The organism is Oceanospirillum sp. (assembly GCF_982874595.1).
This window is the reverse complement of the sequence record NZ_CEYNZH010000052.1, coordinates 1-26,027: the sequence shown is the minus strand read 5'-3', so window position 1 is coordinate 26,027 and position 26,027 is coordinate 1. Positions and strand designations below refer to the sequence as shown.

General features: G+C 47.9%; 27 protein-coding genes and 1 tRNA gene. 13 read left to right on the top strand and 15 right to left on the bottom strand.

Annotated elements, in window-relative coordinates:
• Positions 1-495 (bottom strand): hemerythrin domain-containing protein (locus AC4GL5_RS15720; protein WP_490383748.1); only part of this gene is annotated, 495 nt, incomplete at its 3' end.
• 397 nt (positions 496-892) lie between these two features.
• Here AC4GL5_RS15720 and paaX point away from each other — a divergent pair.
• The 7 genes from paaX (at position 893) to AC4GL5_RS15685 (ending at position 8,458) form a co-directional block, all read left to right on the top strand.
• Positions 893-1,819, top strand: a complete 927-nt coding sequence (gene paaX, locus AC4GL5_RS15715; RefSeq protein ID WP_490383747.1) for a phenylacetic acid degradation operon negative regulatory protein PaaX — start codon at positions 893-895, stop codon at positions 1,817-1,819.
• Positions 1,820-1,850: 31 nt separating this feature from the next.
• A complete protein-coding gene (locus AC4GL5_RS15710; RefSeq protein ID WP_490383746.1) occupies positions 1,851-3,164 on the top strand; it encodes an FAD-dependent oxidoreductase in 1,314 nt (437 codons plus the stop codon).
• A gap of 220 nt (positions 3,165-3,384) precedes the next feature.
• Positions 3,385-3,963: a DUF2889 domain-containing protein gene (locus AC4GL5_RS15705; RefSeq protein ID WP_490383745.1), complete on the top strand. Its 579-nt coding sequence runs from the start codon at positions 3,385-3,387 to the stop codon at positions 3,961-3,963.
• A 94-nt stretch (positions 3,964-4,057) separates the two neighbouring features.
• The gene (locus AC4GL5_RS15700; RefSeq protein WP_490383744.1) at positions 4,058-5,086 is read left to right on the top strand and encodes a hypothetical protein; all 1,029 of its coding nucleotides are present in this window, start codon (positions 4,058-4,060) and stop codon (positions 5,084-5,086) included.
• A gap of 167 nt (positions 5,087-5,253) precedes the next feature.
• Complete coding sequence (locus AC4GL5_RS15695; protein WP_490383743.1) at positions 5,254-5,886, top strand: cytochrome c3 family protein; 633 nt, start codon at positions 5,254-5,256, stop codon at positions 5,884-5,886.
• Between the two features lie 67 nt (positions 5,887-5,953).
• Positions 5,954-7,291, top strand: coding sequence for a multiheme c-type cytochrome (locus AC4GL5_RS15690; protein ID WP_490383742.1), 1,338 nt, complete (start codon positions 5,954-5,956; stop codon positions 7,289-7,291).
• Positions 7,292-7,489: 198 nt separating this feature from the next.
• Positions 7,490-8,458, top strand: a complete 969-nt coding sequence (locus tag AC4GL5_RS15685) for a DMT family transporter (protein WP_490383741.1) — start codon at positions 7,490-7,492, stop codon at positions 8,456-8,458.
• Here AC4GL5_RS15685 and AC4GL5_RS15680 read toward each other — a convergent pair.
• On the bottom strand, positions 8,421-9,152 hold the full coding sequence (locus AC4GL5_RS15680; RefSeq protein WP_490383740.1) for an LrgB family protein: 732 nt from the start codon (positions 9,150-9,152) through the stop codon (positions 8,421-8,423). The two genes, AC4GL5_RS15685 and AC4GL5_RS15680, sit on opposite strands and share 38 nt — an antisense overlap.
• Positions 9,133-9,507, bottom strand: coding sequence for a CidA/LrgA family protein (locus tag AC4GL5_RS15675; RefSeq protein WP_490383739.1), 375 nt, complete (start codon positions 9,505-9,507; stop codon positions 9,133-9,135). Before AC4GL5_RS15675 ends, AC4GL5_RS15680 begins: the two co-directional genes overlap by 20 nt.
• A gap of 564 nt (positions 9,508-10,071) precedes the next feature.
• Here AC4GL5_RS15675 and fabV point away from each other — a divergent pair.
• Positions 10,072-11,274 (top strand): enoyl-ACP reductase FabV, encoded by a 1,203-nt coding sequence (fabV, locus tag AC4GL5_RS15670; protein ID WP_490383738.1) that lies wholly within the window; start codon positions 10,072-10,074, stop codon positions 11,272-11,274.
• 142 nt (positions 11,275-11,416) lie between these two features.
• Here fabV and AC4GL5_RS15665 read toward each other — a convergent pair.
• Positions 11,417-11,492 (bottom strand) — tRNA-Asn (locus AC4GL5_RS15665).
• Between the two features lie 162 nt (positions 11,493-11,654).
• Between AC4GL5_RS15665 and AC4GL5_RS15660 the strand changes: the two genes are divergently transcribed.
• Both AC4GL5_RS15660 and AC4GL5_RS15655 read left to right on the top strand, forming a co-directional pair.
• On the top strand, positions 11,655-12,854 hold the full coding sequence (locus AC4GL5_RS15660) for an EAL and HDOD domain-containing protein (protein WP_490383737.1): 1,200 nt from the start codon (positions 11,655-11,657) through the stop codon (positions 12,852-12,854).
• Between the two features lie 13 nt (positions 12,855-12,867).
• Positions 12,868-13,824, top strand: coding sequence for a chemotaxis protein CheV (locus AC4GL5_RS15655; RefSeq protein ID WP_490383736.1), 957 nt, complete (start codon positions 12,868-12,870; stop codon positions 13,822-13,824).
• 77 nt (positions 13,825-13,901) lie between these two features.
• Here the strand turns inward: AC4GL5_RS15655 and mtnA are convergent, their stop codons facing one another.
• Complete coding sequence (mtnA, locus tag AC4GL5_RS15650) at positions 13,902-14,978, bottom strand: S-methyl-5-thioribose-1-phosphate isomerase (RefSeq protein ID WP_490383735.1); 1,077 nt, start codon at positions 14,976-14,978, stop codon at positions 13,902-13,904.
• A 174-nt stretch (positions 14,979-15,152) separates the two neighbouring features.
• On the opposite strand from mtnA, the gene AC4GL5_RS15645 reads away from it, so the two are divergent.
• The 3 genes from AC4GL5_RS15645 to AC4GL5_RS15635 all read left to right on the top strand — a co-directional run bounded on the left by AC4GL5_RS15645 (position 15,153) and on the right by AC4GL5_RS15635 (position 17,923).
• Entirely contained in the window at positions 15,153-16,481 is a 1,329-nt protein-coding gene (locus AC4GL5_RS15645) for a TRZ/ATZ family hydrolase (protein WP_490383734.1), read from the top strand.
• Positions 16,474-17,202: a bifunctional 2-polyprenyl-6-hydroxyphenol methylase/3-demethylubiquinol 3-O-methyltransferase UbiG gene (gene ubiG / locus AC4GL5_RS15640; RefSeq protein WP_490383733.1), complete on the top strand. Its 729-nt coding sequence runs from the start codon at positions 16,474-16,476 to the stop codon at positions 17,200-17,202. Before AC4GL5_RS15645 ends, ubiG begins: the two co-directional genes overlap by 8 nt.
• 61 nt (positions 17,203-17,263) lie before the next feature.
• The gene (locus AC4GL5_RS15635; protein ID WP_490383732.1) at positions 17,264-17,923 is read left to right on the top strand and encodes an HAD family hydrolase; all 660 of its coding nucleotides are present in this window, start codon (positions 17,264-17,266) and stop codon (positions 17,921-17,923) included.
• A 61-nt stretch (positions 17,924-17,984) separates the two neighbouring features.
• On the opposite strand, the gene AC4GL5_RS15630 is transcribed toward AC4GL5_RS15635, so the two are convergent.
• The 10 genes from AC4GL5_RS15630 to ruvB form a co-directional block, all read right to left on the bottom strand.
• Complete coding sequence (locus AC4GL5_RS15630) at positions 17,985-18,758, bottom strand: YciK family oxidoreductase (protein WP_490383731.1); 774 nt, start codon at positions 18,756-18,758, stop codon at positions 17,985-17,987.
• A gap of 72 nt (positions 18,759-18,830) precedes the next feature.
• Positions 18,831-19,514, bottom strand: coding sequence for a 7-cyano-7-deazaguanine synthase QueC (queC, locus tag AC4GL5_RS15625; RefSeq protein WP_490383730.1), 684 nt, complete (start codon positions 19,512-19,514; stop codon positions 18,831-18,833).
• A 104-nt stretch (positions 19,515-19,618) separates the two neighbouring features.
• Positions 19,619-20,386, bottom strand: coding sequence for a tol-pal system protein YbgF (gene ybgF, locus AC4GL5_RS15620; RefSeq protein ID WP_490383729.1), 768 nt, complete (start codon positions 20,384-20,386; stop codon positions 19,619-19,621).
• 17 nt (positions 20,387-20,403) lie between these two features.
• Entirely contained in the window at positions 20,404-20,961 is a 558-nt protein-coding gene (gene pal / locus AC4GL5_RS15615; RefSeq protein WP_490383728.1) for a peptidoglycan-associated lipoprotein Pal, read from the bottom strand.
• Between the two features lie 49 nt (positions 20,962-21,010).
• A complete protein-coding gene (gene tolB, locus AC4GL5_RS15610) occupies positions 21,011-22,318 on the bottom strand; it encodes a Tol-Pal system beta propeller repeat protein TolB (protein ID WP_490383727.1) in 1,308 nt (435 codons plus the stop codon).
• Positions 22,318-23,274: a cell envelope integrity protein TolA gene (tolA, locus tag AC4GL5_RS15605; protein ID WP_490383726.1), complete on the bottom strand. Its 957-nt coding sequence runs from the start codon at positions 23,272-23,274 to the stop codon at positions 22,318-22,320. Before tolA ends, tolB begins: the two co-directional genes overlap by 1 nt.
• Positions 23,271-23,705: a protein TolR gene (gene tolR / locus AC4GL5_RS15600; protein WP_490383725.1), complete on the bottom strand. Its 435-nt coding sequence runs from the start codon at positions 23,703-23,705 to the stop codon at positions 23,271-23,273. The genes tolA and tolR overlap by 4 nt, the downstream gene beginning before the upstream one ends.
• 2 nt (positions 23,706-23,707) lie before the next feature.
• Entirely contained in the window at positions 23,708-24,391 is a 684-nt protein-coding gene (gene tolQ, locus AC4GL5_RS15595; protein WP_490383724.1) for a protein TolQ, read from the bottom strand.
• Between the two features lie 162 nt (positions 24,392-24,553).
• Positions 24,554-25,009, bottom strand: a complete 456-nt coding sequence (gene ybgC, locus AC4GL5_RS15590) for a tol-pal system-associated acyl-CoA thioesterase (protein ID WP_490383723.1) — start codon at positions 25,007-25,009, stop codon at positions 24,554-24,556.
• A 22-nt stretch (positions 25,010-25,031) separates the two neighbouring features.
• Positions 25,032-26,009 carry a Holliday junction branch migration DNA helicase RuvB gene (ruvB, locus tag AC4GL5_RS15585; RefSeq protein ID WP_490383749.1) on the bottom strand — a complete coding sequence of 326 codons (978 nt, stop codon included), beginning with the start codon at positions 26,007-26,009 and terminating at the stop codon, positions 25,032-25,034.
• Positions 26,010-26,027 lie beyond the last annotated feature (18 nt).

Here is a 26,027-nt window from a genome sequence, read left to right as displayed (position 1 = left end):
GCTGATCAGAGCCAACCAGTCGGTATCCAATAAATGTTCACGAGCCAAGGGCACTACGATACCTTCTTCACGCTTGATATGCTTTCTCAACGCAAAGATAAACCGACTCAATTGCTTACTGAACAGGTCCCGTCCCTCCGGATAGTGCGCTGCACAGCGATCCAAAAGCCCTCTCAGCTCTGTAATTCTAACGGCTCCGATCACATGGTCTTCTGTCTGACGACTCAGCAAAGCTTCCGCCTCCGGCACACGCTCCCGAAGCAGCTGGTGCAGAAGAATATCTTTTCCATCGAGATGGATACGGTGAGAAAAGCTTTGCAGATAATCCAGTATCGTATGTATCAGTTCAGCGTCTGGTGCCTGATCCTCCATGTTCATCTGACGCTGCAGCTGCTCTATGATATCGAGGACCCTCCAGATCCCTCCGTGTTCCGCTATAATGACCCGGATCGCTCCGTTCATCATTGATGGCTTTTCCAGGCTGATTTGTGTCATCGGTGAAGACTCCTTTCTCCGGTTCTTGTCTTTATTATTTATTTAGTTCGGGCAGAACTTAGGATTGTTTTTATTCTGGTGCGCCTAAAGAGAACATCGAATATGACACTCTGATAACCCGTAATCATCAGAGAATTTCTCGCTTCCTGAGTGCACTAAGACTTATATCAGCAGCACTTAAACCAGCACGCCAAATAGTTTCAGTTAAAACTCATTAACAGCCGAATCCAAGTCAAAGCTGTTACATCTTCATTACAAATTGAAACAGACCTCTGCCGGCAATAAGCCATCTTTTCTTGTTCCGTCCAAGATCAATACTGATGCCTTGCCTGGCTGCATTTGCCTCCGTACAATCAGCGCTCCATTCCATTCAAAAGTGTTACAAAAACAGAATCCCATGCCAAAAAACCGCGCAGTTAGTCAGCTTGTCGAAGATTTTTGTCAGCAACGTCCTATCCGGGCCGGTTCACTGATCATTACCGTTTACGGTGATTCTATCGCTCCAAGAGGAGGAACTGTTTGGTTAGGCAGCCTGATTAACAGTCTTGAACCTCTGGGACTTAACCAGCGACTCGTAAGAACATCCGTTTTCCGTCTGGCTAAAGAAGAGTGGTTGACTGCTGAGCAAGTTGGTCGCCGGAGCTACTACAGTCTGACCGCATCAGGTCGCCGCCGGTTTGAGAAAGCATTTAAAAGGGTTTATGCCCCTGTGCTGCCGGACTGGGATGGTCAATGGTGCCTTGTTATCACAAATCAGCTGGACCAGGAGCTGCGAAAAACAGTAAAAGAAGAGCTGGGATGGCTGGGATTTGGCCCAATCGCCCCAGGTGTAGTCGCCCACCCTATGGCGGACATGTCGGAACTCCAATCCACATTAAAAGATCTCAACGCGTTGGATGATTCCATTATTTTTCAGACCCATAAACAGGATGTGATCAATGGTCGCCCTCTTCGTCTTATGGTTCGGGAATGCTGGAATCTTGATGAGCTTTCCGAAAGTTACCGGCTCTTTCTGAATAAATTCCGCCCGATCTGGAATGAACTAAAAGGGGAAGACCACCTCGACCCCGAAGATTGCTTTCTGGTGCGTACTCTTTTGATTCATGAATATCGACGCGTCCTCCTTCGTGACCCTCAGTTACCGGAAGAACTTCTTCCCAGCGACTGGGAAGGAACCGCAGCGAGACTGCTTTGCCGGAACCTGTACCGTCTGGTAACCGATAAAACAGATCGCCATCTGAGTCAGATTCTGGAAACAGCGGAAGGTCCACTACCTGATGCCTCGCCTTCGTTCTATAAACGTTTTGGTGGGCTCAGCCTGTAATCTTTCACCTATAACTGTTCAAGGATTTCATATGCCCCTACAGATCGCTATCGTCGGCAGTGGCCCGGCCGGATGCTTTATTGCCGAGCTGTTAAGCCGAAAAATAGAAGACTGTCGGATCGATATTATTGAGCGTTTGCCCTCCCTTTTTGGCTTGGTTCGTGCCGGAGTTGCTCCTGACCATCAAGGCACCAAAAATGTTATTCGCCAATTTGAACGTACACTTGAGAAGGACAATATCCGGGTTCTGGCTAATCTGAACCTCGGCACTGATATCCGTTATGATGAGCTGAAATCCTGCTACGATCTGGATGTGATCGCCACAGGAGCCTCTGACGACCGAAAACTGGGGATTCCCGGAGAAGATACTAAGGGTGTCTATGGTTCCAGTCATTTTGTTGGCTGGTACAACGGACACCCCACCAGCCATAAAAATCCACCGGAATTGAAAGGGCCCTCTGTTGCCATTATTGGCCACGGTAATGTCGCGCTTGATATCGCCCGCCTGCTGGCTAAAAGCCCAAATGAAAGAGCAGAGACCGATATCTGTGCTCCCGCGATGTATCAGCTCGACAATAGCGGGATTACCGATATTTATCTGATTGGCCGTGGCACACCGGAACAATCTAAGTTCACACCACCGGAACTCGGTGAATTGAAAACACTAAGCACTGCCGTGCCCATTATCAGTGACACTCTGATTCCTGAATTCCCTTCCCCGGATCTCGACCCCAGGGAAGCCCGCGCAAAGCAGATGAATCTTGACTTATTCCGCGAATATTCCGAGAACGGCGACAAGACAGAACGATCCAAAGATAAAACCCGAATCCATCTGCTCTTTAATCACTCTCCAGTCGAAATTTGCTCAGAAGAAGGCCGAATAACATCCCTTAAACTTCAAAAGGATTCTAATCAATCCGACAGCAAGATTTCTCTGCCGATAAATACTTTGGTTACCGCTATCGGTTACCGTAGTCGTGAGATTGACGCTATTCCTTTCGATGCCCTACAAGGACGCATTCAGCATCAGGACGGCCTGATTGAACCGGGAGTATATGCCACCGGTTGGTGTCGAAGAGGGCCCAATGGGGTTATTCCTACAAACAGAGCCGATGCGCTGGAAATCAGCAAACGTATTCTTGCTGATATTGATGCCGGTTCATTCACCACGGGTAAAGGCGGACAAGCAGCCATGGATCGACTGATTTCTGAGAAAAAGCTAAATGTTGTCAGTTATCAGGATTGGAAAAAAATCGATCAGGCTGAGCAAGACAGGGCTGAAGGGAATAAGCCCAGAGAAAAATTCCTGACCGAAGCAGAGATGCTTCAGCAAACTCTCGCTTAACAAACAATGCCATACCCATGACGGTGAAGAATCGCCGTCATGGCAGCCTTACACCTCACTCTGGGTATTCCCTATTAATGAAACAATAAAACTGACCTTTCAGTCAGTAGAACCTTCAGAACTAACACACTGTTTTTGATATACTTAGACACTTTCCGGATGCTGCTGAACTGAGTTATCAGCGTGTCATTTCAGCAAATTTGATTCTAGGTCTCCCATTATGTCTCTGTCTCCAGCGGCTCCCCGCCAATTGATTCATGCCCGAACCGTAACCTGCCATGCTTTCAAGCGAGATGATGGTTTCTGGGATATCGAAGGGCACATGACGGATATAAAAACCAACCCTATTCCTAATGAAGATCGCGGTGGCGTTATACCGGCAGGTGAGCCTCTGCATGAAATGTGGTTACGCCTTACGCTTGATACCCAACTCAAAATCCAGGATGCCGAAGCCAGTACCGATCACGCTCCGTTTGCTATATGTCCCAGTGTTACCCCGGCTTATAAGCGCCTAAAAGGTCTTCAGATTGGACCGGGCTGGACCAAAAAGGTCAAAGAATTACTGGGTAATACCGAGGGCTGCACACACCATACTGAGCTACTCGGCCCCATGGCAACTACCGCCTTTCAGGCTCTGTATGAAGAACTGAAAAAAAAGGAAGAGCAAAGCGATCAACCACCGGCAATCCTCAACACCTGCCACGCCTTGGCAGAAACAAGCCCTGTCACCAAACGACTATGGCCCGAGCATCACAAAGCGACATACGACGACAATGTTCCTGAGACTATCAGCGCCTGAAAGCGCAATACTCCAGAATGAAACGCTTATGTTTTTTCTTTTAACAGCATAAACTGTAACAAATTTTCATATAACAATAACAAACGGAGTCACTATGGCCGACAGCGTTATTATCGCAGCTGAGCGATCACTGGATCAGCAGGGCGACCTTCAGCCTGTTCATGATCTGATTGAAAAGGCTAATGATCAGGGGCAACGATGTGTAACCCTTACCATTGACAACCTGAGTATTCCCTGGCAAAGCCCTGTTCAACAAGGGCACTTTCGAAGTGGCTGCGCCCCTCTGGAAGCTTTGTCTGTTGCCAACCGACTGATTCAGAATGGAGAGACGGATCTCGTCATCATCTCCGGCCGGGATTTCATCCGTAGTGAATACACGCAGGCTGAACGTCACGAGAAAATGTCCATCTATTCCGAGTGCAGTATTCCGGAAGCTTATACGCAACTTGCCCGCCACTTTTGTCAGCACGAAGGCTTAACAACAGAGTCGTTCATTAGCCTGAGAGACGCCGTATTTGAAAACCTTAAGCGAACAGCCATAGCGCTTAAACTGAAGCTACCGACGGACACTTGGTATGAGCCGTTAACAGAACTTTTCAGAGGTGTTGATTGTGCAAACCCTGTCCTCGATTTTGAAGGGCTTATAGTGGTCACGGATCGTGATAATGAACTCTCCCCGTTAATAAACCCTGTGACCATTAATGGCGTTGGTGTCGGAATTGCAGAAAACGATGGTCCGGAATTTGCGCGGGAACTTTCCCGCTACCATGCCCTGGAAAAAGCCATTCACTATGCAGAAGTACAATCCGGGCTTGATGTTAAAGAGATTCTTAATAACCCCAAAACCTTACTGGAAGCCTATACCTGTTATCCTGTTGTCCCTTTAGCTCTATTGATCAAGGCTGGTGCTCTTCAATCCGAAAAAGAGATCCTTGACTGGCTTCAACAGAAAGCTCTGACCTGTACAGGCGGCATGAATCTCAGCCGCGCGCCATGGAATAATCCTGCACTGAATGGGCTGATCGCAATCTGCGAGCAACTCCAGCACAACAACACTCATGCATTAGTACATGGCAACGGTGGCCTGGGCTATAAACAGGGCATCGCTCTGCTCAGCAGCTAATACAGATCCGAACCTACTCCCTTCTCTTTTATTTCATCCTTTAATAATGGCCCGTAGTGAAACTCTGCCGGCCATTGCTCTGTTATTTTATTTAAAACTACATTAGATGTTACTTTCCTTTAACAAAAAAAACCCTTAAAAACCGCACTTTTATTGTGCATTAATAAATGCTTAAGCTACTCTTGCAAATAAATTCCCACACAGAGAGTAGAGAATTGGTACAAAGGAATTCAAAAATAAAAAAAGGGTTATTCGCTGTTATTGTATTCGGTGCAATGCTGGGACTTTTATCCGTAATTAGCTGGATGGGAACCGACTATGCACTCCATGCCACCTCTGATCAGGCATTCTGTGGAAGCTGCCACAGCATGAAGCCAATGCAGGCTTCGTTCCTTAATGACAAACATGGCGGAGCATCAACAAAAGGGGTTCAGGCACTCTGTTCTGACTGCCACCTGCCTCAGGATAACTACATTTCCTATCTCTATGTAAAAGCTAAAAGCGGTGCGTGGGATGTCTGGAAAGAGTTTATTTTAGGGGCTGAAGATGTTGACTGGCATGCCAAACGTAAGCGCGCTAATGAGTTTGTTTATGACTCAGGTTGCCTTAAGTGTCACAACAATCTTCAGGCAGGTTCAGAAAGCAGCAATAAGCAGTTTGTTGCTCATAAACCCTACTTCCTGGGCACCACTGAAAAAAGCTGTATCGACTGCCATAGCGTTGGGCACAAGAACCTTGAGCAACAGCTTAAACGCCATTTTGGTTCTGATATGTCAGCGTCAGCTGACATTGAAAGATAATAACAGCTCCCGTTAACCCGTGATTAAACACAATAATAAGCAGACCGATAGGATGATGAGGTTTACCATGACCATAAGAAACGTCTACCGCCCAATACTGATACTAATGGCTCTATGCCTGCTCGTATTCAGTAGCGCAGGAATGGCGGCTGCGTCGAATAACAGTACGGATATAAGCCAGGTTAAAACACTGAACTTTAAACGAGGTTTAAGTGAAACCGACAAAACCTGTATCAGCTGCCACCAGAAAGAACAGCCTGGCATCGTTGCGGATTGGAAAGATAGCCGCCATAGTCATGTCAGCGTAGGGTGTAATGATTGCCATGCGGCTAAAAAAGGTCAACCCGATGCACAGCTGCATAACAAAGGCGATCTGAAAAACGTCTATATATCTCCCCTGGTCTCCTCTGCAACCTGTGGCCGCTGTCACCCGAAAGAGCAGGAACAGTTTAATCAGAGCGGCCACTTCCGCTCCCATCACCAGATCATCCCAAAAGACAGCTTGCATGCTCTGGTTCGCGTACATGAGGGTCGTGATAACAAAGAGTTAGGCAACGCCCCAAACGAGACAGGTTGCATTCAGTGTCACGGCACTGAAATCAAGCTGGATAAAGAAGGCCGACCGGATCCAACGACCTGGCCTAACGCGGGTATGGGCAACATCTATCCTGATGGGGCGACAGGTAATTGCTCTGCCTGCCACACTCGCCACAAGTTCTCCATTGCTGAAGCCCGTAAACCGGCGGCCTGTGCATCATGTCACCTTGGCCCGGATCATCCGGATATCGAAGTCTTCAACAACAGTAAGCATGGCCACATCTTTAATGCGGACGGTAACAACTGGAAATGGGACTCTCCACCCGATGGCTGGGAACCGGGTGATTACCGTGCTCCAACCTGCGCAACCTGCCACATGAGCGGTATTGGCGAACTCAGCACAACCCATAACATCACTGAACGCCTGTATTGGAACCTATGGGCGAAAGAGTCTAAGGTGCGTAATTCTGACGACGTTTTAAGCCCTCTGTTGGGTAACGGCGTAGAGGGTCGCAAGAAGATGGAACAGGTATGTAGCTCGTGCCACAGCCCCCGTCATACCGAAGGCTTCTTTAAGCAGGGTGATAAAGCCGTAAAACTCTACAATGTTGAGTACTACGCACCAGCTAAGAAGATGCTGGATGAGCTGAAAGAGAAAGGTCTGCTGAAAGATAACCCGTGGACAGATGAATTCCAGATCACCTTCTACCATCTTTGGCACCATGAAGGCCGTCGTGCCCGCCACGGCGCTATGATGGGTGCTCCGGATTACGCTCACTGGCACGGTTTCTTTGAACTGCAGCAGGATCTCTACAAACTGCAGGGCATTCATAAGAAACGCCTCGAGACCGGCAAGATCGAAGATTAATTCTTCATCATCAGGTACGGATATCTGAGCCGAAAAATCAAAAGCCTCTGCACCTAGCAGGGGCTTTTGTCGTTTTAGTTGAAGTTATCGGACATCATCAATCATCTGATCATTTTCTCTCTGGACAGAAATATCAACCAGGCCTAATCTTGCCGCTTACTTATATTGCCTGATTATCTGATTTCAACAGGAAGAACCATGGCACCACGATACATGGCCAGTATGGCCCTCTTACTGGCTATGTTGCTTTGGGCCAGCTCTTTTATCGCCCTTAAATACGCCTTTCAGTGGTACCCACCTGAGTGGGTTATCTTTGGCCGTATGCTGGTTGCTGCCATCTGCTTTCTACCGTTCTGGAAAATGCTTAAACCGAAGCACATTCCTCATCGGGATAAACTCTGGCTGTTGGCTCTGGCCTTTGCTGAACCAGGTCTCTATTTCATCTTTGAAAGCCTGGCGCTGGAAAATACCAGCGCATCACAAGCCGGTATGATCACCGCTTTGCTACCCATGCTGGTGGCGATAGGCGCTGCATTCTGGCTGAAGGAAAGGGTCAATCTGTGGACGATTCTGGGCTTTGGACTGGCGATTGCCGGTGCCGTTCTTCTCAGTACAAGCAGTCAGGCCGATGAGAGCGCTCCGAATCCGATCTTTGGCAATATCATGGAACTGATGGCCATGGTCTGTGCGGCAGTGTACACCCTGATTCTGAAGAAGCTCTCCGACCATTACAGCGCCTGGTTTATCACCGCGTTTCAGTCGTTCTTTGGCACAATATTTTTTCTGCCTCTGGCACTCTCCGCAGAAGGATATTTTGTATTCCATCAGGAAGGCATACTCTCGATTCTGTACCTTGGCGCACTCATCACACTGGGCGCTTACGGCCTGTATAACTGGTCGGTTCAGCAGATTCAGGCGACTCATGCCAGCGCTTATACCAACCTGATTCCCGTATTTACCGTTATCATGGCATTTCTGATTCTGGATGAGCGCTTTACTCAGGGACAGATCATTGCAAGCTTTCTGGTGATTGCAGGATTAGCGCTCAGCCAGCTGCCGGAAAAGAGAGAAAAAGAGATGGCTCTCGATACAGAGAGCCGGACAGATGGCGGTGTTTCAGCTGAGGAACTCAAACCCCAAGAAAACGTACCACCAGAGGCAGGATAAAGGCACTCAGCATGCCGGTCAGCCCCATGGCAAGACCGGCAAACGCACCGGCAACAGAACTGACGGTAAAGCTCTGGGCTGTTCCAAAACCATGAGCCGCAAGCCCCATGGTAAAGCCCTGAACACTATGATCATTAATTTTCAGCGCTTTAAACATCAAAGGGCCTAAAACACAGCCGATTGCACCGGTCACCAGTACCAGTCCTGCGGTCAGGGATGGGTAACCGCCTATTTTTTCTGCAATCCCCATCGCAATGGGTGACGTTACAGATTTAGGGGTCAAAGAGAGCACTGTCTCCCGACTGCCCCCCATACCAACCACAATAGCAATAGTCGAAACCGCTGCCGTGATAATCCCGGAAACACAGGCGATGATCAGAGGCCAGAACATCTGTTTCACACGCTCCAGATGATCGTAAAGCGGTACAGCCAAAGCAACAGTAGCCGGCCCAAGTAGAAAATGGATAAACTGCGCGCCCTCAAAATACTGCTGGTAGTTCATATCGATCAGTGTCAGAAAAGCCACAATAAGCGCAATTGCCACAATCACAGGGTGCAGGAAAGCACTGCCACCGGCCAGTCGGTTGATACGTGTCGCAACCAGAAAGGCTGCCAGCGTTACCATAATGCTCATAATCGGGCTAGCCGACAGATAAACCCAGAGCGTACTCAGATCATCCATTTTGGTTTCCACTCTCCGGCTCCTTATCTATATGCTTCGCTGCCAGTTTGTTTAACAAAACCCCGGTTACTAACAACGTGACGGCCGTACTCAGCACTAATGCCGTTGCAATCACCAGCCCATCAGCGGCAATCAGTTTATAGTGAACCATCAATCCGACACCCGCCGGGACAAACAGCAATGCCAGATAAGTCAGCAGACCTTCACTGGCCTGACGCACGCCGGTAGGGACGCCACCGTTAATGATCAAACCCACCAACAACAGCACCATACCCACTACAGGTCCGGGAAAAGGCCAATCCAGATAGCGGACGATAAGTTCACCAAAAAACTGGCACAACAACAAAATTAAAAAGCCAAATAGCATAGCGTCCATACACCTGTTTGAAAAAACTTCTGCATCATGCCCCGCCTATACATCAAATGAAATAGACCAAAAGTAAAACGCTCTTCACAGAAAAGTCATAAAACGACGTGATACTGACACAGCATCGCAAGCATGACTATCACCCCAAATTGGGAACGAAAATTAAGCCCAGATGCGTTTTAAACGCACCGGCAAATTATCAGCAGTCGCGCTACCGTTACCCAGTGGGAGTGCTTTTAAGATATACCTCAGGAGGCAAGCGATGAAACAACAGTCATACTATGGCGGCTACTTTTCAGGTTTCACCTGTGGCAGCTGCTTCAGACGGCTTCCCCGCTCCGAATATTACCTGCCACTTGAAGGACGTTATCTGGACTTCTGCCGTTCCTGTACACAAATCCTACAAAAGAAAAGAAACGTTGCAAAAGCAGCCTAATCAAATAGTTAATTCCTATTCGATGCACAAGACCTTCGAATGAGAGTAAGGTATCATTGCCACAACTGGGCTTCGGTTTTAATACCGCCGCCTGCTCCACCCGAAGAGATTAACAACGCAGACGAATTATGATTATTAAGCCAAAAATTCGCGGTTTTATTTGTACAACAACTCACCCAACAGGATGTGAAGCCAATGTGCGTGAACAGATTGAGTTCACAAAAGCACAAGGCCCGATCAAAAACGGACCTAAGCGCGTTCTGGTAATCGGTTCTTCAAGCGGTTACGGCCTGTCTTCCCGTATTGCAGCAGCTTTCGGTTCTAATGCATCGACCATCGGTGTTTTCTTTGAAAAGCCGGCTACAGAGAAGAAAACAGGTACTGCAGGCTGGTATAACGCCGCAGCGTTTGACAAGGCGGCCAATGAAGCCGGTTTGTATGCCAAAAGCATCAATGGCGATGCCTTCTCTCATGAAGCTCGCGCCAAGGTTATCGAACTGATCAAACAGGATCTGGGCGATATCGATATGGTTGTTTACTCTCTGGCATCTCCGGTTCGTAAACTGCCGGATACGGGTGAAGTGATTCGCTCCAGCCTGAAGCCAATCGGCGAACCTTACCGTTCTACAGCAATCGACACCAACAAAGATGTGATTACCGAAGCAGAGATCGAGCCGGCAACCGAACAGGAAGTGGCTGATACTGTAACTGTAATGGGTGGCGAAGACTGGGAACTGTGGATCAACGCGCTTAACGATGCAGGTGTTCTGGCAGAAGGTTGCAAAACCGTTGCTTACTCCTACATCGGTACCGACATCACCTGGCCGATCTACTGGCACGGCGCTCTGGGTAAAGCCAAAGAAGATCTGGATCGTGCAGCAAGCGAGCTGAACAGCAAACTGAGCGAGAAAGGCGGCAGTGCGAACGTTGCTGTTCTCAAATCTGTTGTAACTCAGGCGTCTTCTGCAATCCCTGTAATGCCGCTTTATCTGGCGATGGTATTCCGCATCATGCGCGAGCAAGGCCTGCACGAAGGCTGCATGCAACAGATCCATCGTATGTTCAGCACCCAGCTGTTCAAAGACGCTAACAGCGCACCAGCGACTGACGACAGCAATCGTCTGCGTCTGGATGACTGGGAACTGAAAGAAGAAGTTCAGGAAGAATGCCGCAAACTATGGCCTCAGGTAACCACTGAAAACCTGTTTGATGTGACCGACTACCAGCTTTACAAGGACGAGTTCCTGAAGCTGTTTGGCTTTGGTCTTGATGGCGTTGACTACGAGGCAGATGTCAGCCCTCTGGTAGACTTCCAGCCAATCGAACTGTAAGCAACAGAACGCTTGCCTGATAAGCCCCTCCGGTATCTTACCGGAGGGGCTTTTTTGTTTTTGAACCAGAACCCATTCCACTGCCGTTCAAATCGCAAACATAAAAAAACCCGCTTCCATAAGAAAGCGGGTTTTTCGAATTTGGCTCCCCGAGCAGGACTCGAACCTGCGACCAATAGATTAACAGTCTACTGCTCTACCAACTGAGCTATCAGGGATCTCTCTAGGAGATGGCGCAAATTATAGACTATAATTCTTCTCCGTCAACACTATTTTATTAATTTTTTTCGTGCAGATCATATTGTTTACAAGGACACCATAGTAATAGCAAACAATCAGGGTAAGATGACTGCAAAGTGGACTTAACGGCAGATACCAGAGTGGAAAACAGATCAGAAACCCCCTTCGCGCGTATTCCTGTGTGCGATGCAGAATTTAATGTTATCGCCTACGAACTGATGGCCGGAGATAAAGGACAATACCAACCTGCCCTTCCTGAGATTATCTCAGCAACCCTGACAGACCCAAGAATTCATGATTTGCTGAATCAGCGACCCGCTCTACTTCTGGCGGATGCTGAAACCGTCAAACTGATCTACAACGAGTTACGCTTTCCAATGGATCAATTCTGGCTAATGCTGGAATCCCGTCAGGCTATCCGCGTGGACCCTTTGCTGATTAAAGGGCTAAGAAAACGTGGTGCTCACTTTGGCTTGTCGATCAGCCATGGTGATCTCCCGGACCTGTCAGACGAGCTACTGTGTCATATCAGCTTTATTCGTGCGCCAAGCGAGTATTACACCAAAAAGCACCTCAACCGACAGGTAAACAGCAACTGGCGCTGCATCGCTTCCGAAGTAGATGATGAAACGCTATATACCGAATTACGTAATCAAGGGATTGAGACCATCCAGGGGCGCTATCTTCCCCGCCCGGAAACCACAGATATAAAACAATTCCCCAGCAACAAACTGATCGCCCTTGAGATCCTTAACATGCTGGGAGATGTCAATGTTTCATTAGAAGATCTTGAAAATCTTATTGTTCAGGACTTACAGCTTTACTATAAACTGTTAAGATTCATTAATTCTGCGTATTATAACTTTAATCGCAAAATCAATAGCATCAAAGAGGCACTGATCTATCTGGGACTCAATTCTCTCAGAAGCATCAGCTTGGTTATTGCGTTGTCTGAAACAACAACACGATCACCGGACCTGTTCTATCTGGCACTCACCAGAGCCAGAATGTGCGAATTGCTGGCCAAGTCCAACGGCTGGCCCAATGAGTCCATTTTCTTTAATGCTGGGTTAATTTCATTACTGGATGTTCTGCTCGACATACCGATGGATATGATTCTGTCGGAGCTTCCATTGAGCGCCGCTATCAAAGATGCTGTGCTACATTTTGAAGGAAGAACCGGAACAGCTTTGCAATGTGCCATCTATTATGAGCATGTGGACTGGCAAAAAATTGAGGACAGCCAGTTCGATAAGGATCTCGCACACTCGGCTTATCTGGAAGCAAGCCGATGGGCTACCGCTCTGCAACAGGGACTAACCAACTCTGCAGAGACATAGGGGTTTTAGTGTAATGAGTAAACTTCTTAACAGTATTAACCAGCGAACGCAGCTGGCCGGTGAAAACCGGCTTGAGTTACTGTTGTTCAGGCTGGAGGATAAACAGTTATACGGCATCAATGTTTTTAAGGTGAAGAAAATCATCACCTGTCCGGCCCTCAATGAGATGCCCCATCGCCATCCCATTGCTCTTGGTATTGCCAATACAATGGACGGACCGCTTCCTATCATCGATCTGAAGCTGGCGATTGGCCATGGCAACTCGGAAAGAGTTCGGGGAAAAAGCGTTATTCTTGCGGAGTACAACCGCAAAATGCAGGGCTTTTTGGTTGATAAAGTGGAACACATCATCAACATAGAATGGAGCGACATTCACCCACCACCACGGGGAGTGGGTAAAGAGCATTACCTGACAGCAATCTCAAAATATGGCGATGAGATCATTGAGATTATTGATGTTGAGAAAATTATCGCTGAAATCATGCCATTCAATGAGAATGTTGAAGCTCCTATCACGGAAGCTCTAGATTCAGCTTATGAAGAACAGAGCGGTGAAGGTGCAGCACCAAATAAAAATGTACTGGTCGTTGATGATTCCGTTGTAGCCCGCAACCAGATTAAACGCTGCCTTGAAGCCGTAGGCTTTAGCTGCACACTGCTGAAAAATGGACTTGAAGCCTATCAGCATCTGGAAGAGATCACGATGGCGGGCAAGCATCCTAACGATGAATACCTGATGATGATCTCTGATATTGAGATGCCGGAGATGGACGGCTACACCCTCACCCGCAGAGTTAAAGAAAATCCGGACATGAAGGATCTTTACACCCTTCTGCACACCTCTTTAAGTGGCGTATTCAATAAAGCCATGGTTGAAAAAGTCGGTGCTGACGACTTCATTGCGAAGTTTGATGCCAACGAGCTGGCCAATGCTGTCCTGTCGCGATTGAAACCATCTAATGCGGCCTAGTTAGGCACAGCAAACCTCGAAAATAAAAAACCTGATCTGACGATCAGGTTTTTTTATTTCAGATTTCAGTCAAAACGTTAGTGGAGACGGTCATTGCTCATTAACACTTTCATCTTCTCCAGTGTCGGACGCTCCACAACCCCTTTTTCCGTCACAATCACATCGATCAGATCTGCCGGTGTTACATCAAATACCGGATTAAAAACCTCTACGCCTTCAGGAGCTACTTGCTGACCTTTGACCGCCACAACCTCATCAGGCCCGCGCTCTTCAATCGGGATATCATCACCATGTTCAAGGCTCATATCGACAGTACTCGAAGGGGCAACCACCATAAAACGGACACCGTGATGCAGCGCCAGAACCGCAAGATTATACGTCCCTATCTTATTAGCAACGTCACCATTAGCCGTAATCCGATCAGCACCCACAATCACCCATGAAATATCCTGCGTTTTCATAATATGAGCCGCCGCACCTTCAACATTAAGAGAAACAGGAATACCTTCTCTCATCAGCTCCCAGGCTGTCAGTCGAGCCCCCTGGAACCAAGGGCGGGTTTCATCCGCATGAACATGATCGATCAGGCCCTTTTCAAAAGCGGTACGAATAACACCCAGTGCAGTACCCACCCCCCCTGTCGCCAAAGCACCGGTATTACAGTGCGTCATAACCGAACGCCCCGCGTCCTGAGTTTCAGCAATCAATTCGGCACCAAACTCACCCATAGTGCGGTTAGCCGCTATATCGGACTGGTGAATTTCAATGGCAATCTTCAATAGCAGTGCTTCAGGATTTGAACCCATAGGCAGTTTTTCAATCACTCCCTTCATCTTGTCCAGAGCCCAAAAAAGATTCACCGCAGTCGGCCGGGAATCTGCCAGCACCTGTATAGAGTCCGCCAAGTGGGATTTCCAGTCACTCGGCTTTGCAGCAAAGCAGGCCCGCGCAGCCAGAACAACCCCATAAGCCGCTGTAATGCCTATCGCCGGAGCACCACGAACCACCATATCAGTGATAGCTGAAGCAACCGCACCAGAATCATGATATGAGAGGTACTCTTCTTTTTCGGGCAGAATTCGCTGATCAAGCAATTTCAGGTGGTCATCCTGCCAGATAATCGCCTCTACACCATTTTCTTCGCTGATGCTCATCTAGTACTCCGGTAATAAAAGTTGCCTGTGTCGGTTAGTAGTCTGTACACCAGGTCAACGGGATAAAATCGAGGCCGACATTATAACGGGGAGCAGAAAAATCGACAGTGCCAGCGCATTAAAAAGTGCATATACTGTGTGGAAGTTTTTGTTATCTATCAGGATTTTCTCTTTATGACGAGCCAAGTCGATACACTTTTACACGCACGCTGGATCGTACCGGTTGATGCCGCTCAGACTGTGCTGGAGCATCACAGTCTTGCCATCAATCAGGGAAAAATTCTCGACATCCTTCCAACGGAACAAGCGAGACAGGCCTACGCATCAAAACACGAGCTTGAACTGACCGACCAACTGCTGATGCCAGGCCTTATTAACGCTCACGGCCACGCTGCCATGAGTCTTTTTCGGGGCCTTGCGGATGATCTTGCTCTGATGACCTGGCTGCAGGAATACATCTGGCCTGCAGAAGGGGCTTTTGTCAGCCCAGAATTTGTACGCGATGGCACTCGTTTAGCTATTGCCGAGATGCTGAAATCAGGCACCACCTGTTTCAGCGATATGTACTTCTACCCTGACGTTGCTGCTGAAACAGCTACCGAACTGGGGATGCGCGCTCAGATTTGCTGTCCAATTCTGGACTTCCCTACCCCTTGGGCGAAGGATGCTGAAGAAGGTATTCATAAAGCGATCGATGTCCATGCATCTCAACGTCACAATACACTCATATCCGTCGCCTTCGGCCCCCATGCTCCCTACACTGTTTCCGATGAGCCTCTAAAAAAGATCGCCTCACTCCGCGAAGAGCTTCAGATACCGATCCAGATGCACGTTCACGAAACCGCATTCGAAGTTGCTGAAGCTGAAACAAACGGAATGAGGCCTATTGCGCGCCTTGAACAACTGGGATTATTGGGCCCGAACTTTCAGGCAGTTCATGTCACTCAGGTCAATAATGAAGACCTTGAGCTCCTCGCCAAAAACAACGTTAAAGTTGTACATTGTCCGGAATCAAACCTGAAACTCGCCAGTGGTTTCTGCCCGGTGAATAAACTACAGCAAGCCGGAATCAAGGTTGCTCTGGGAACGGATGGTGCTGCCAGCAATAACGATCTGGATATGTTTGGCGAAATGCAAACAGCTGCGCAGTTAGCTAAAGCTGTTGCAGCAGATGCTGCAGCATTACCAGCGTATGAGGCCATTAGAATGGCAACGCTCAGTGGAGCAGAATGCTTAGGCATCGAAAAGGACACTGGAAGCCTGGAAACAGGAAAAGCAGCAGACATCATCGCAATCGATATGAGTCGCTTGGAAAGTCTGCCGGTTTACCACCCCGTTTCACAGCTGGTCTATACCCGCATGGCCGACAAGGTGAATCATGTTTGGGTTAACGGTAAAATGCTGGTACGGGATGGTCTGCTAACACAGATCGATATCGAAAAACTGAAACAACAAGCCCGACAATGGGGAGATACAATTCGTGCAGGAGACCGCCATGACTGAGTCAAACAAACCACAGAACGTTGACTTCAGTGAAGTTGCTAAATTTGAGGCACTGGCATCACGCTGGTGGGACCGTGAGAGCGAATTCAAACCTCTGCACGACATCAACCCGCTGCGTCTGAACTTTATTGATGAGCGAGCAGGCCTTGCAGGTAAAAAAGTGCTGGATGTTGGCTGTGGCGGCGGCATTCTGACTGAAAGCATGGCACAGCGTGGTGCTGAAGTATCCGGCATCGATATGGGCGAGGCGCCACTGTCGGTTGCTAAACTTCACCAGCTGGAAAGCGGATTGAACATCAATTACCGCCGCATCACGGCTGAAGAATTAGCGGAACAGGAACCGGAGCAATACGATGTGGTTACCTGCCTGGAGATGCTTGAGCATGTTCCTGAGCCAGATAAGGTCATTGCTGCCTGTGCCCGCCTCGTTAAACCGGGTGGTCAGGTTTTTTTCTCCACCATTAACCGTAATCCTAAAGCTTATCTGTTCGCTATTGTCGGGGCTGAGTATCTACTGAAGATGCTGCCTAAAGGCACCCATGATTTCAGCAAGTTTATCCGCCCTTCTGAGCTGGGTAACTGGACACGGGCAGCCAACCTTAAGAATGGTGATCTGACCGGCATGACCTACAACCCGCTGACAAAGCAATATAAGCTTGATTCAAAGGATGTGACGGTCAACTACCTGCTGCAGTGTTTTAAACCCGCAGAAGCGATTTAAAACCACATGACCTGATTTTAAGGACCAAAAGGCTGCCTACTGAGGCAGCCTTCTTTTTATTATGATTACATCACCCTCTGCTGTACTTTTTGATCTCGATGGTACCTTGCTGGATACCGCCAACGACCTCGCCAACTGTCTTAACCTACTACTCGCTGAAGAAGGCCGACAAACACTACCTCTTGAGGCCATCCGACTCCATGTTTCAAATGGTGCCAATGCGATGCTCGACTTTGGTTTTGGTGATATCAGGCCAGATGAGCAACTTGATCTTCGTAGTCGCCTGCTAAAGCTCTATGAAGCTAATATCGCCACTCACACCCTATGGTTTGAGGGTTTAGAGGATTTCACAGCACAACTGTCTGCATCAGGCATCCCCTGGGGTATTGTCACGAACAAACCCCGGCTATATACCGACCTGCTTCTTGATGCCATGGCCATCACAGACAAAATCGATGTGGTCGTTTGCCCTGACGACCTTAACATTGCCAAACCGGACCCTAGACCACTCCTTCACGCCTGCCAGCAGGTCGGTGCAGATCCGGCTGGCTGTATTTATGTCGGCGACCATCTTCGTGACATTGAGGCCGGGAAGGCGGCTGGAATGAAAACAATTGCCGCTTCCTACGGCTATATTGAAGATCCGGCTTCTGTTCCGGAATGGCAGGCGGATTACCTGTTAGAAAAAAGCGCTGAAATATCGAAACTTTTCTCGTTTTAGGCACAGTTGAAACCAAAAAAACGGCCAGTTGGCCGTTTTTTTAACATGTATCTCAGTTTTATCAGGCTTCAGCATCGACCTTTGCAGGCTGAGCATCAAACTTCTGCCCATTAACACCTTTGCTATCCGGCCCCATCAGGTACAGGTAAGTCCCCATAATATCCTGAGGCGTACGCAGCGTTGCCGGGTTTTCTCCCGGATACGCCAACTGACGCATAGCCGTTCGTGTTGCACCAGGGTTCAGGCTGTTCACCCGGATATTTGAGATATTCTCCAGCTCATCAGACAGAGTTTCCATCAGACCGTCAGTAGCAAATTTAGAGATGCTATAAGCACCCCAGAATGCGCGACCTTTGCGTCCGACACTGGAGGAGGTAAAAATCAGGCTGGCATCTTTTGATTCGTACATCAGCGAAAGCAGTGACTGAGTCATCAGAAGCGCAGAGTTGAAGTTCACCTGCATCACCTGCTCCCACATTTGCGGGTTATAAGCTTCAACCGGCGTCAGAGAGCCAAGAATGCTCGCATTGTGTAAAATACCATCAATACGGCCAAACTCTTTTTGCAGCAACTCTGCCATTTCACCGTAGTCTTTATAGGTGGCAGTCTCAAAATTCAGCGGGAAAATTGCAGGCTGAGCACCACCGGCTTCTTCGATCTCATCGTATACTTCTTCAAGCTTCTTGATGGTACGCCCTACCAGAATAACGGTCGCACCATATGCAGCATAAGATTTTGCCGCAGCTCTGCCGATACCATCACTGGCGCCGGTCACCAGAATAATCCGGTCTTCTAACAAATCTTTCGGTGCCTGATAATCAAACTCACACAACATAAAATAATCCTCAATCTCACCCTATCGTGATATTCGTTATCAAACCTTCAGATTCGATATTTACTGTTATTCTTAAACACTTTCAACGTAACGGGTTGGATCGGCAACACCAGCATCCGAAAAACCTTTAGCTCTAAGACGACAGCTATCACATACACCACAGGCCCGGCCATCATCATCCGCCTGATAACACGAAACCGTCAGACTGTAATCAACTCCGGCTTTAATCCCCATACTGATGATTTCTGCCTTAGTCAGGCGCATCAGCGGCGTCTCAATACAGAGTTTATGTCCTTCGACACCAGCCTTTGTAGCCAGGTTCGCCATATTTTCATAGGCTGTAATAAACTCGGGGCGACAGTCTGGGTAGCCGGAATAATCAACAGCATTCACCCCGATAAAGATATGGTTCGCTTCCAGCACCTCAGCCCAGGCTAGCGCAATCGATAAAAAGACGGTATTACGGGCAGGCACATAAGTTACCGGGATTCCCTCTTCTTCCACCTCAGGCACTGCAATATCATGATCCGTCAGTGCAGAGCCGCCAAAGTCATTCAGGCCGAGAGAGATCACTTTATGAGTTTTCGCTCCATGGTTAAGCGCTACACGCTCTGCCGCTTTAAGCTCTGAAATCTGCCGCTGACCATAATCAAAACCCAGGGCATAGCACTCATAACCTTCTGCTACAGCGGTTGCCAGAACTGTCGCTGAATCTAAACCACCGGATACTAAAACAACTGCTCTCTTTGCTGACATTGTTTGCCTGACGCTAATTAAATTCTATATAAAAATAAACGGCGCATTGTATATCAAAGCGCCGCTTATCGGTACAAACAGATTAAAACCAAGGATTAATTAGATCACTTCTTTTGTGCATCCAGAAACTGATCCGCTAGTTTTGAAGCAGTACTTTTTGGAAACTGCTTCTTAACTTCATTCATCTGCACCTTAGCTTTATCCATCTGTCCGTATCGGGCATAAACCAACCCCAGCTTATAACTGGCATCAGGTACTTTACGACTCTTAGGATAAGTTTCTACAACCGTCAGAAAAACCCGTTCTGCTTCCTGGGTCAGATTCTTAACCATATAAAGCTCGCCCAACCAATAATAAGCATTCGGTAGTAGCGAAGAGTCAGGATAGTTTTTAATAAACCCCTGATAAGCAGTTATTGCCTGATCAAACTTCTGCTCTTTCACCAAAGCATAAGCATTCTGATAAGCCTCTTTAGCAGTACCAGTCACTACTGGTAAGACCTTAGAGTTGTCATCAGAGTTTTTTGTAGAGGGCTTATTAGTACTCAGATCAGTAATCTGCTTAGCCTGATCAGTCAAACGACGATCAATATCCAGATAACGGTCACGACCATCTTTCTGAAGTTGCGCTATCATCATTTGCTGTTGCTCTACGACATTTCTCAACATCTGCATTTCATTTTGCAATTGTTGGATCTGAAGCAGGAGCTGGGCGTTTGCTGAATTCTGAGGCTGAGAAGAGGGCTGGGACCGGACTGGCTCCGCTCCCAAGACAGGTGCATTTTCATCAGTAAATAAAGTTGCAGCCTGAAGAGAAAAGGATGCTGCCAGAAATGGCAGCACCTTTAAAGCATTACGGAATGGGATAGACATCCTGCCTCCGTCTTAGCTTAGTACTTGATTTCTACGCGACGGTTTTTAGACCATGCAGCGTTGTTGTGACCAATAACAGCAGGCTTTTCTTCACCGAAGCTGATCACTTCAATCTGGTCAGCGTTAACACCCTGAACCATGAAGTAATCTTTTACAGCATTACCACGACGCTCACCCAGTGCATTGTTGTACTCACGAGTACCGCGCTCATCTGCATGACCTTCCAGAACAACATTCTGAGATGGGTTCAGGCGCAGGTAGGCTACATGCAGATCCAAGATTTCACGGGAATCTTCGCGAATTGCAGAGGTATCAAAGTCAAAATAGATAGTTTCGACTTCCGGCATTGCCGCTGAATCCAATGAATCAGACTCTTGCATAATCTGGCTATCTTGACCAAGGGCCTCACCATTTACAGCTGAATCAGCATTTGAACCATCGCTAGTCACAATGGGCTGAACCTGAGTATCTGCAGTGGCATTCTCATCCTGAGAGACAGGATCATTACCACAGCCAGCCAAAATGGCTAAGGTTGCACCAAAGAACAAAGTCTTGCTGTATTTTTTAAATTCCATATCAGGCTCCTGAAGCGATCGGACTTACTTTTATAGTTAAATAGAAATATTAATTCGTTAAAAAAGGCGACCAAGCAGGCTCACGTACATCCGCACGTTGAGAAGGGAGTCGGTAACGAATCTGCCCATTTACAGAAACAGCTCCTAAATATCCCCGTGATCCTTCCTGTGTCGCATAAATTAACATACTTCCATTAGGAGAAACACTGGGAGACTCATCTAATGGCGTCTGAGTGAGTATTCTCAGACGATTATTTGCCAACTCTTGTGCAGCAATATGAAAGATTCCATCTTTCTGATGCACAAAGTAGATTTCAGTACCATCCGGCGAGAACCGAGCACGAGCATTGTATCCACCTTCAAATGTCAGTCGCTCTGTTTGACCTGATACTAAATCAAGCTGGTAAATCTGAGGGCCACCGCTTCGCGAAGAGGTGAACATAATTTTTGTACCATCTGGAGACCATTCAGGTTCTGTATCAATTCCGTAATGGCGTGTAATGCGTTTCATCTTATAAGTATTAAGATCGATAACATATAACTCAGGATTACCATCTTTTGATAAAACAACTGCAAGCTTTTCACCGTCGGGTGACCAGGCAGGAGCACCATTCAGGCCTTTGAAAGCCGTAAGCTGACGCCGCTTACCGGAATAAACATTCTGAATAAAAACTCCGGGCCGGCCTGTTTCGAATGAGACATAGGCCAAATGCTGCGCATCGGGAGACCAGGATGGAGACAAAATCGGTGTATAAGTAGTCAGAATGGACTTCTCTCTTCGGCCATCAGCATCAGAAACCTTCAGCTCGTATTTGTTTTGTCCCGCCTCATCTTTTCTGACGGTGACATAAGCCAGTCGCGTTGAAAAAGCCCCCTCTATTCCTGTCAGATGTTCGAAGACTTTATCACTGATATAATGCGCCCTTGAACGTAACTCCGTTAGTTTTCCTGAAATCACTTCTCCAAGAACACGGGTCTGACGAACAACGTCATAGAGTTCAAACTGAATCGTCAGCACCCCGGGAGATACCGAAGGCTTAACTTGGCCAATAAGAAGATAATCCTGCTTCAACAGCGACCAGTCCCGGTAGTAAATCTCACTCTTCTGACTGGGCAGACTCAACATATCAGTACGGGATAAAGGGCGAATCAGACCACTACGCTCCAGGTCATCCGAAATGATCTGAGCAACATCCTGTGGCAAAGGACTCTGTCCAAGCCAAGCAAAAGGTACAACCGCAACGGGTGTTGCCCTGTCATTACCTTGTGTAATCTCAATTGTCAGATCTGCAACTGCCTGCTGGGTGACACATAGCAAAGTAAAAGCAGCTGCCTTTAGCCATTTCTTCAAACGCATTACTGAATATCCTCAGGTTTAAACACCAGATTAAACGACCTGAAAGCATCTCTTTGATGCGGCTTAAGATCTTGTATCTCTTTGAACGGACCCGCACGATATACCGCCTGCTCTGCCGAACGGTCAAAAGCACTATCACCACTTGGCTCATCCACTTTCACGGACTTCACTTCACCGGTAGGGAGCAGTTCAATTTTAAGAATTGCCTGCATCCCTTTACGAGCAGTAGGTGGTCGTGACCAATTTTGTTCAACATAACTCTTAATCAGCATCTGCATTGACGCCAGTTTTTCACGATCTTCCAACTCGGACAGGAAGGCTTCTTCCTGATCCAGCGCAGACTGTAAAGATTGCTTTTCAGTCTCGATGACCTGCTGACGCCTACGCTCAGCCTCGGCTGCCGCCAAAGCTTCTTTCTGTGCTTTTGCAGCCGCTAACTGTGCTTCTCGTTTGCGCAATTCTTCCTGTTTACGGGCTTCTTCAGCTTTTCTGGCCTGTTCTGCCTTTAGGTGCTGCTGACGTTTTAGTTCAGCCTGCTTCTTCGCTTCTTCAGCCGCCTTTCGATCGGCCTCTCGTTTAGCGGCTGCTTCCTGCCGCTTGCGCTCCAGCTCTTTCTGTCGGGCCTCTTCCTCTTTCTGTCTTATCAAAGCCTGTTTACGCGCTTCAGCCTGACGTTTAACCTCAAGCTGTCGTTGACGTTCCTGCTCAGCTCTCGCTTTTGCCCTCGCTGCCTCTTCTGCATTTTGCTTCTGTCGCAAAGCCTCAATCGGGTCCTGCTGAACGGCAACCGCTGAGATAATATTTTCCGGATTAACTCTTGGCATACGCTGTTCAGAGATGGTGCTGGCCTGCTGCCAACCAAACCAGAGCAACCACAATCCCAGAAGATGGCAACCAATGGCGATCAGAAATGGAAACAGCAAACCACTGCCTTGTGTTGTAGTAACCGGTCTCATTTCTCAGGCGGCTGTGACAATAAACCAATATTACGGGCACCTGCTTGCTGCAATACACTCATCAGCTGCACAACGGCACCATACTCAACATTCTTATCACCGCGAACCAAAACCTGAACACTTGGATTCTGGCGGGTAATTTTACCCACTTTTAAAGAAAGATCAGCGGGCTCAATGGCCTGTTCTTTATCCGGCCCCAATTCAAGAAAATAATCACCGGAACGCTTAACAGAAACGATCAGCGGAAGGTCATCTTCACTAATATCCAGAGGGGCCGAGACAGCCTCGGGCAACTCGACCTTGACACCTTGTGTCAGAATCGGCGCAGTCACCATAAAAATCACAAGTAACACCAACATCACATCGATATAGGGGACGACATTGATCTCTGCAACCAGCTTTTTTGGCTTACGATAGCGGTATCCTGACATAATCAGCCTGCGTTCTGACTAAGAACATTACGATGAAGGATGCTTGAGAACTCATCAGCAAAAGTCTCGTAACGCACCATCAGCAACTCAGTTTTGGTTGAATAGCGGTTGTAGGCGATAACAGCAGGAATCGCAGCAAAAAGCCCCATAGCGGTTGCAATCAGCGCTTCAGAAATAGAGGGAGCCACAACAGCCAGAGTTGCTTGCTGTACATGGGCCAGATCACGGAAGGAGTTCATGATCCCCCATACCGTACCAAACAGACCGATATAAGGACTTGTAGAACCGACGGTAGCGAGAAAAGGTAAGTTCTCACTCAGGCGCTCTTCTTCACGGGCAAGGGCAACACGCATGGCACGCTGAACACCTTCAAGTAAAGCCTCAGAGTCAACAGAACTCTTCTGACTGAGGCGGGAAAACTCTTTAAAACCTGCACGAAAAATATTTTCAGCACCGGATCCGTTTGTTTCGCTGCTTACTTCACGGTAGAGCTGGGAAAGATCCATACCGGACCAGAAGCGATCTTCAAACTCTTCCATGCTTTTCTTGGCATGACCGATAACAGCAGCACGTTGCAGAATAAACATCCATGAAAGAACAGAAGCCAAAACCAGACTGGCCATTACTAACTGAACAACAATGCTGGCCTCTACAATCAGCCCAAGCAAAGATAGCTTATCGTCCACACGCGCCCCTTTTGATAGAAACTAAAAACTTAATATTAAACGGCCAAGATACTGTTATAAATGAAAAAAAGCATCAATTTCAATCCTGTCAGACAAGTGTGACAGAAAAAGTTCCTGTCTGAAAAGCTGTCATTTTCAATCAGCATTTTATTTCCCAGTTTTTCACTGGGAAATATCAACCGTAAGAACCTTAAATCGCTCGACAACCCCTTGAGGAAGGGCCTGAGGGCGATACGAGTCGCCCTGAACACATGCCACTTTAACGGTTGCGAAGTTAAGTAAAATTTCTTTTCCGTCTGTTTCCTTGACAATTTTTTGCTCAAAAACCAGATAAGTACGAGCCATTTTTGCAATTCTTACAAAAACTGTCAGTTCATCATCCAGCACAGCCGGACGCTTATAATCCACCTGAACACTGGAAACCACAAAAAGCAGGTTGTCATTATTTTTCAATGCTTCCTGCTGAAATCCGATATGACGCAAGGCCTCAGTACGTGCCCGCTCGTAAAACTTCAGGTAGTTTGCGTAATAGACCACACCACCGGTATCCGTATCTTCGTAATAAACACGAACCGGCCAGCTAAAAGGATACTCATTAGCGCTTGATAGTTCAGACATAAAACCCCCTGACAACCCGAAATCAACTTTCAGGTTGCGTCATGCCAAAATGAAGATAAGCCTGAGGCGTCACCATTCGCCCCCGAGGGGTACGCATCATAAAGCCCTGCTGAATCAGGAAAGGCTCGAGCACGTCCTCAATAGTATCACGTTCCTCACCAATCGCTGCGGAAAGGTTGTCGACACCCACAGGACCACCACCAAATTTTTCGATCATGGTCAGCAACAAGCGACGATCCATGTGATCAAAGCCATGGGTATCGACATTCAGCATATTCAGGGCACGATCAGCAATATCACCATTAATCACACCATCACCCTTAACCTGCGCATAGTCCCGTACACGACGCAAAAGGCGGTTGGCAATACGAGGCGTCCCCCGGGAACGCTTCGCAATTTCCAGAGCACCACGGGGTTCAACTTCCATTTTCATCAGTTCTGCCGATCGGGTCACAATGGAACTGAGATCTTCAACACTGTAAAACTCCAGACGCTGCACAATACCAAAACGATCCCGCAGCGGAGAGGTCAGCAGACCCGCCCGGGTTGTGGCCCCCACCAGCGTAAAGGCTGGCAGATCTATCTTGATGGAACGGGCGGCCGGGCCTTCACCGATCATAATATCCAGCTGATAATCCTCCATCGCCGGATACAGCACCTCTTCCACTGCCGGGCTCAAACGATGGATCTCATCAATAAAGAGCACATCACCTTCTTCAAGATTGGTCAGCAGAGCCGCGATATCACCCGCTTTTTCCAACACAGGGCCGGAGGTGCTTTTGATATCCACGCCCATCTCACTGGCGATAATATTGGCCAATGTCGTTTTACCCAGACCCGGAGGACCAAAAACCAGCGTATGATCCAGTGCATCATCACGGTTTCGGGCCGCAGAGATAAAGATCTCCATCTGCTCCCTCACCTGAGGCTGCCCCACATAATCCTTGAGATACTGGGGACGCATCGCCCGATCCTGATGTTCCTCGGGTTCACGGTTTATGGCAGAAACTAACCGGTC

Coding starts and splice junctions, on each gene's coding strand:
- AC4GL5_RS15695 (WP_490383743.1), top strand. CDS start 5,254: ATGCTTAAGCTACTCTTGCAAATAAATTCCCACACAGAGAGTAGAGAA.
- AC4GL5_RS15685 (WP_490383741.1), top strand. CDS start 7,490: ATGGCACCACGATACATGGCCAGTATGGCCCTCTTACTGGCTATGTTG.
- tolR (WP_490383725.1), bottom strand. CDS start 23,705: ATGTCAGGATACCGCTATCGTAAGCCAAAAAAGCTGGTTGCAGAGATC.
- AC4GL5_RS15710 (WP_490383746.1), top strand. CDS start 1,851: ATGCCCCTACAGATCGCTATCGTCGGCAGTGGCCCGGCCGGATGCTTT.
- fabV (WP_490383738.1), top strand. CDS start 10,072: ATGATTATTAAGCCAAAAATTCGCGGTTTTATTTGTACAACAACTCAC.
- AC4GL5_RS15645 (WP_490383734.1), top strand. CDS start 15,153: ATGACGAGCCAAGTCGATACACTTTTACACGCACGCTGGATCGTACCG.
- ybgF (WP_490383729.1), bottom strand. CDS start 20,386: ATGTCTATCCCATTCCGTAATGCTTTAAAGGTGCTGCCATTTCTGGCA.
- ybgC (WP_490383723.1), bottom strand. CDS start 25,009: ATGTCTGAACTATCAAGCGCTAATGAGTATCCTTTTAGCTGGCCGGTT.
- AC4GL5_RS15630 (WP_490383731.1), bottom strand. CDS start 18,758: ATGTTGTGTGAGTTTGATTATCAGGCACCGAAAGATTTGTTAGAAGAC.
- AC4GL5_RS15690 (WP_490383742.1), top strand. CDS start 5,954: ATGACCATAAGAAACGTCTACCGCCCAATACTGATACTAATGGCTCTA.
- paaX (WP_490383747.1), top strand. CDS start 893: ATGCCAAAAAACCGCGCAGTTAGTCAGCTTGTCGAAGATTTTTGTCAG.
- AC4GL5_RS15655 (WP_490383736.1), top strand. CDS start 12,868: ATGAGTAAACTTCTTAACAGTATTAACCAGCGAACGCAGCTGGCCGGT.
- pal (WP_490383728.1), bottom strand. CDS start 20,961: ATGGAATTTAAAAAATACAGCAAGACTTTGTTCTTTGGTGCAACCTTA.
- AC4GL5_RS15700 (WP_490383744.1), top strand. CDS start 4,058: ATGGCCGACAGCGTTATTATCGCAGCTGAGCGATCACTGGATCAGCAG.
- AC4GL5_RS15635 (WP_490383732.1), top strand. CDS start 17,264: ATGATTACATCACCCTCTGCTGTACTTTTTGATCTCGATGGTACCTTG.
- tolB (WP_490383727.1), bottom strand. CDS start 22,318: ATGCGTTTGAAGAAATGGCTAAAGGCAGCTGCTTTTACTTTGCTATGT.
- mtnA (WP_490383735.1), bottom strand. CDS start 14,978: ATGAGCATCAGCGAAGAAAATGGTGTAGAGGCGATTATCTGGCAGGAT.
- AC4GL5_RS15675 (WP_490383739.1), bottom strand. CDS start 9,507: ATGCTATTTGGCTTTTTAATTTTGTTGTTGTGCCAGTTTTTTGGTGAA.
- tolA (WP_490383726.1), bottom strand. CDS start 23,274: ATGAGACCGGTTACTACAACACAAGGCAGTGGTTTGCTGTTTCCATTT.
- ubiG (WP_490383733.1), top strand. CDS start 16,474: ATGACTGAGTCAAACAAACCACAGAACGTTGACTTCAGTGAAGTTGCT.
- AC4GL5_RS15705 (WP_490383745.1), top strand. CDS start 3,385: ATGTCTCTGTCTCCAGCGGCTCCCCGCCAATTGATTCATGCCCGAACC.
- queC (WP_490383730.1), bottom strand. CDS start 19,514: ATGTCAGCAAAGAGAGCAGTTGTTTTAGTATCCGGTGGTTTAGATTCA.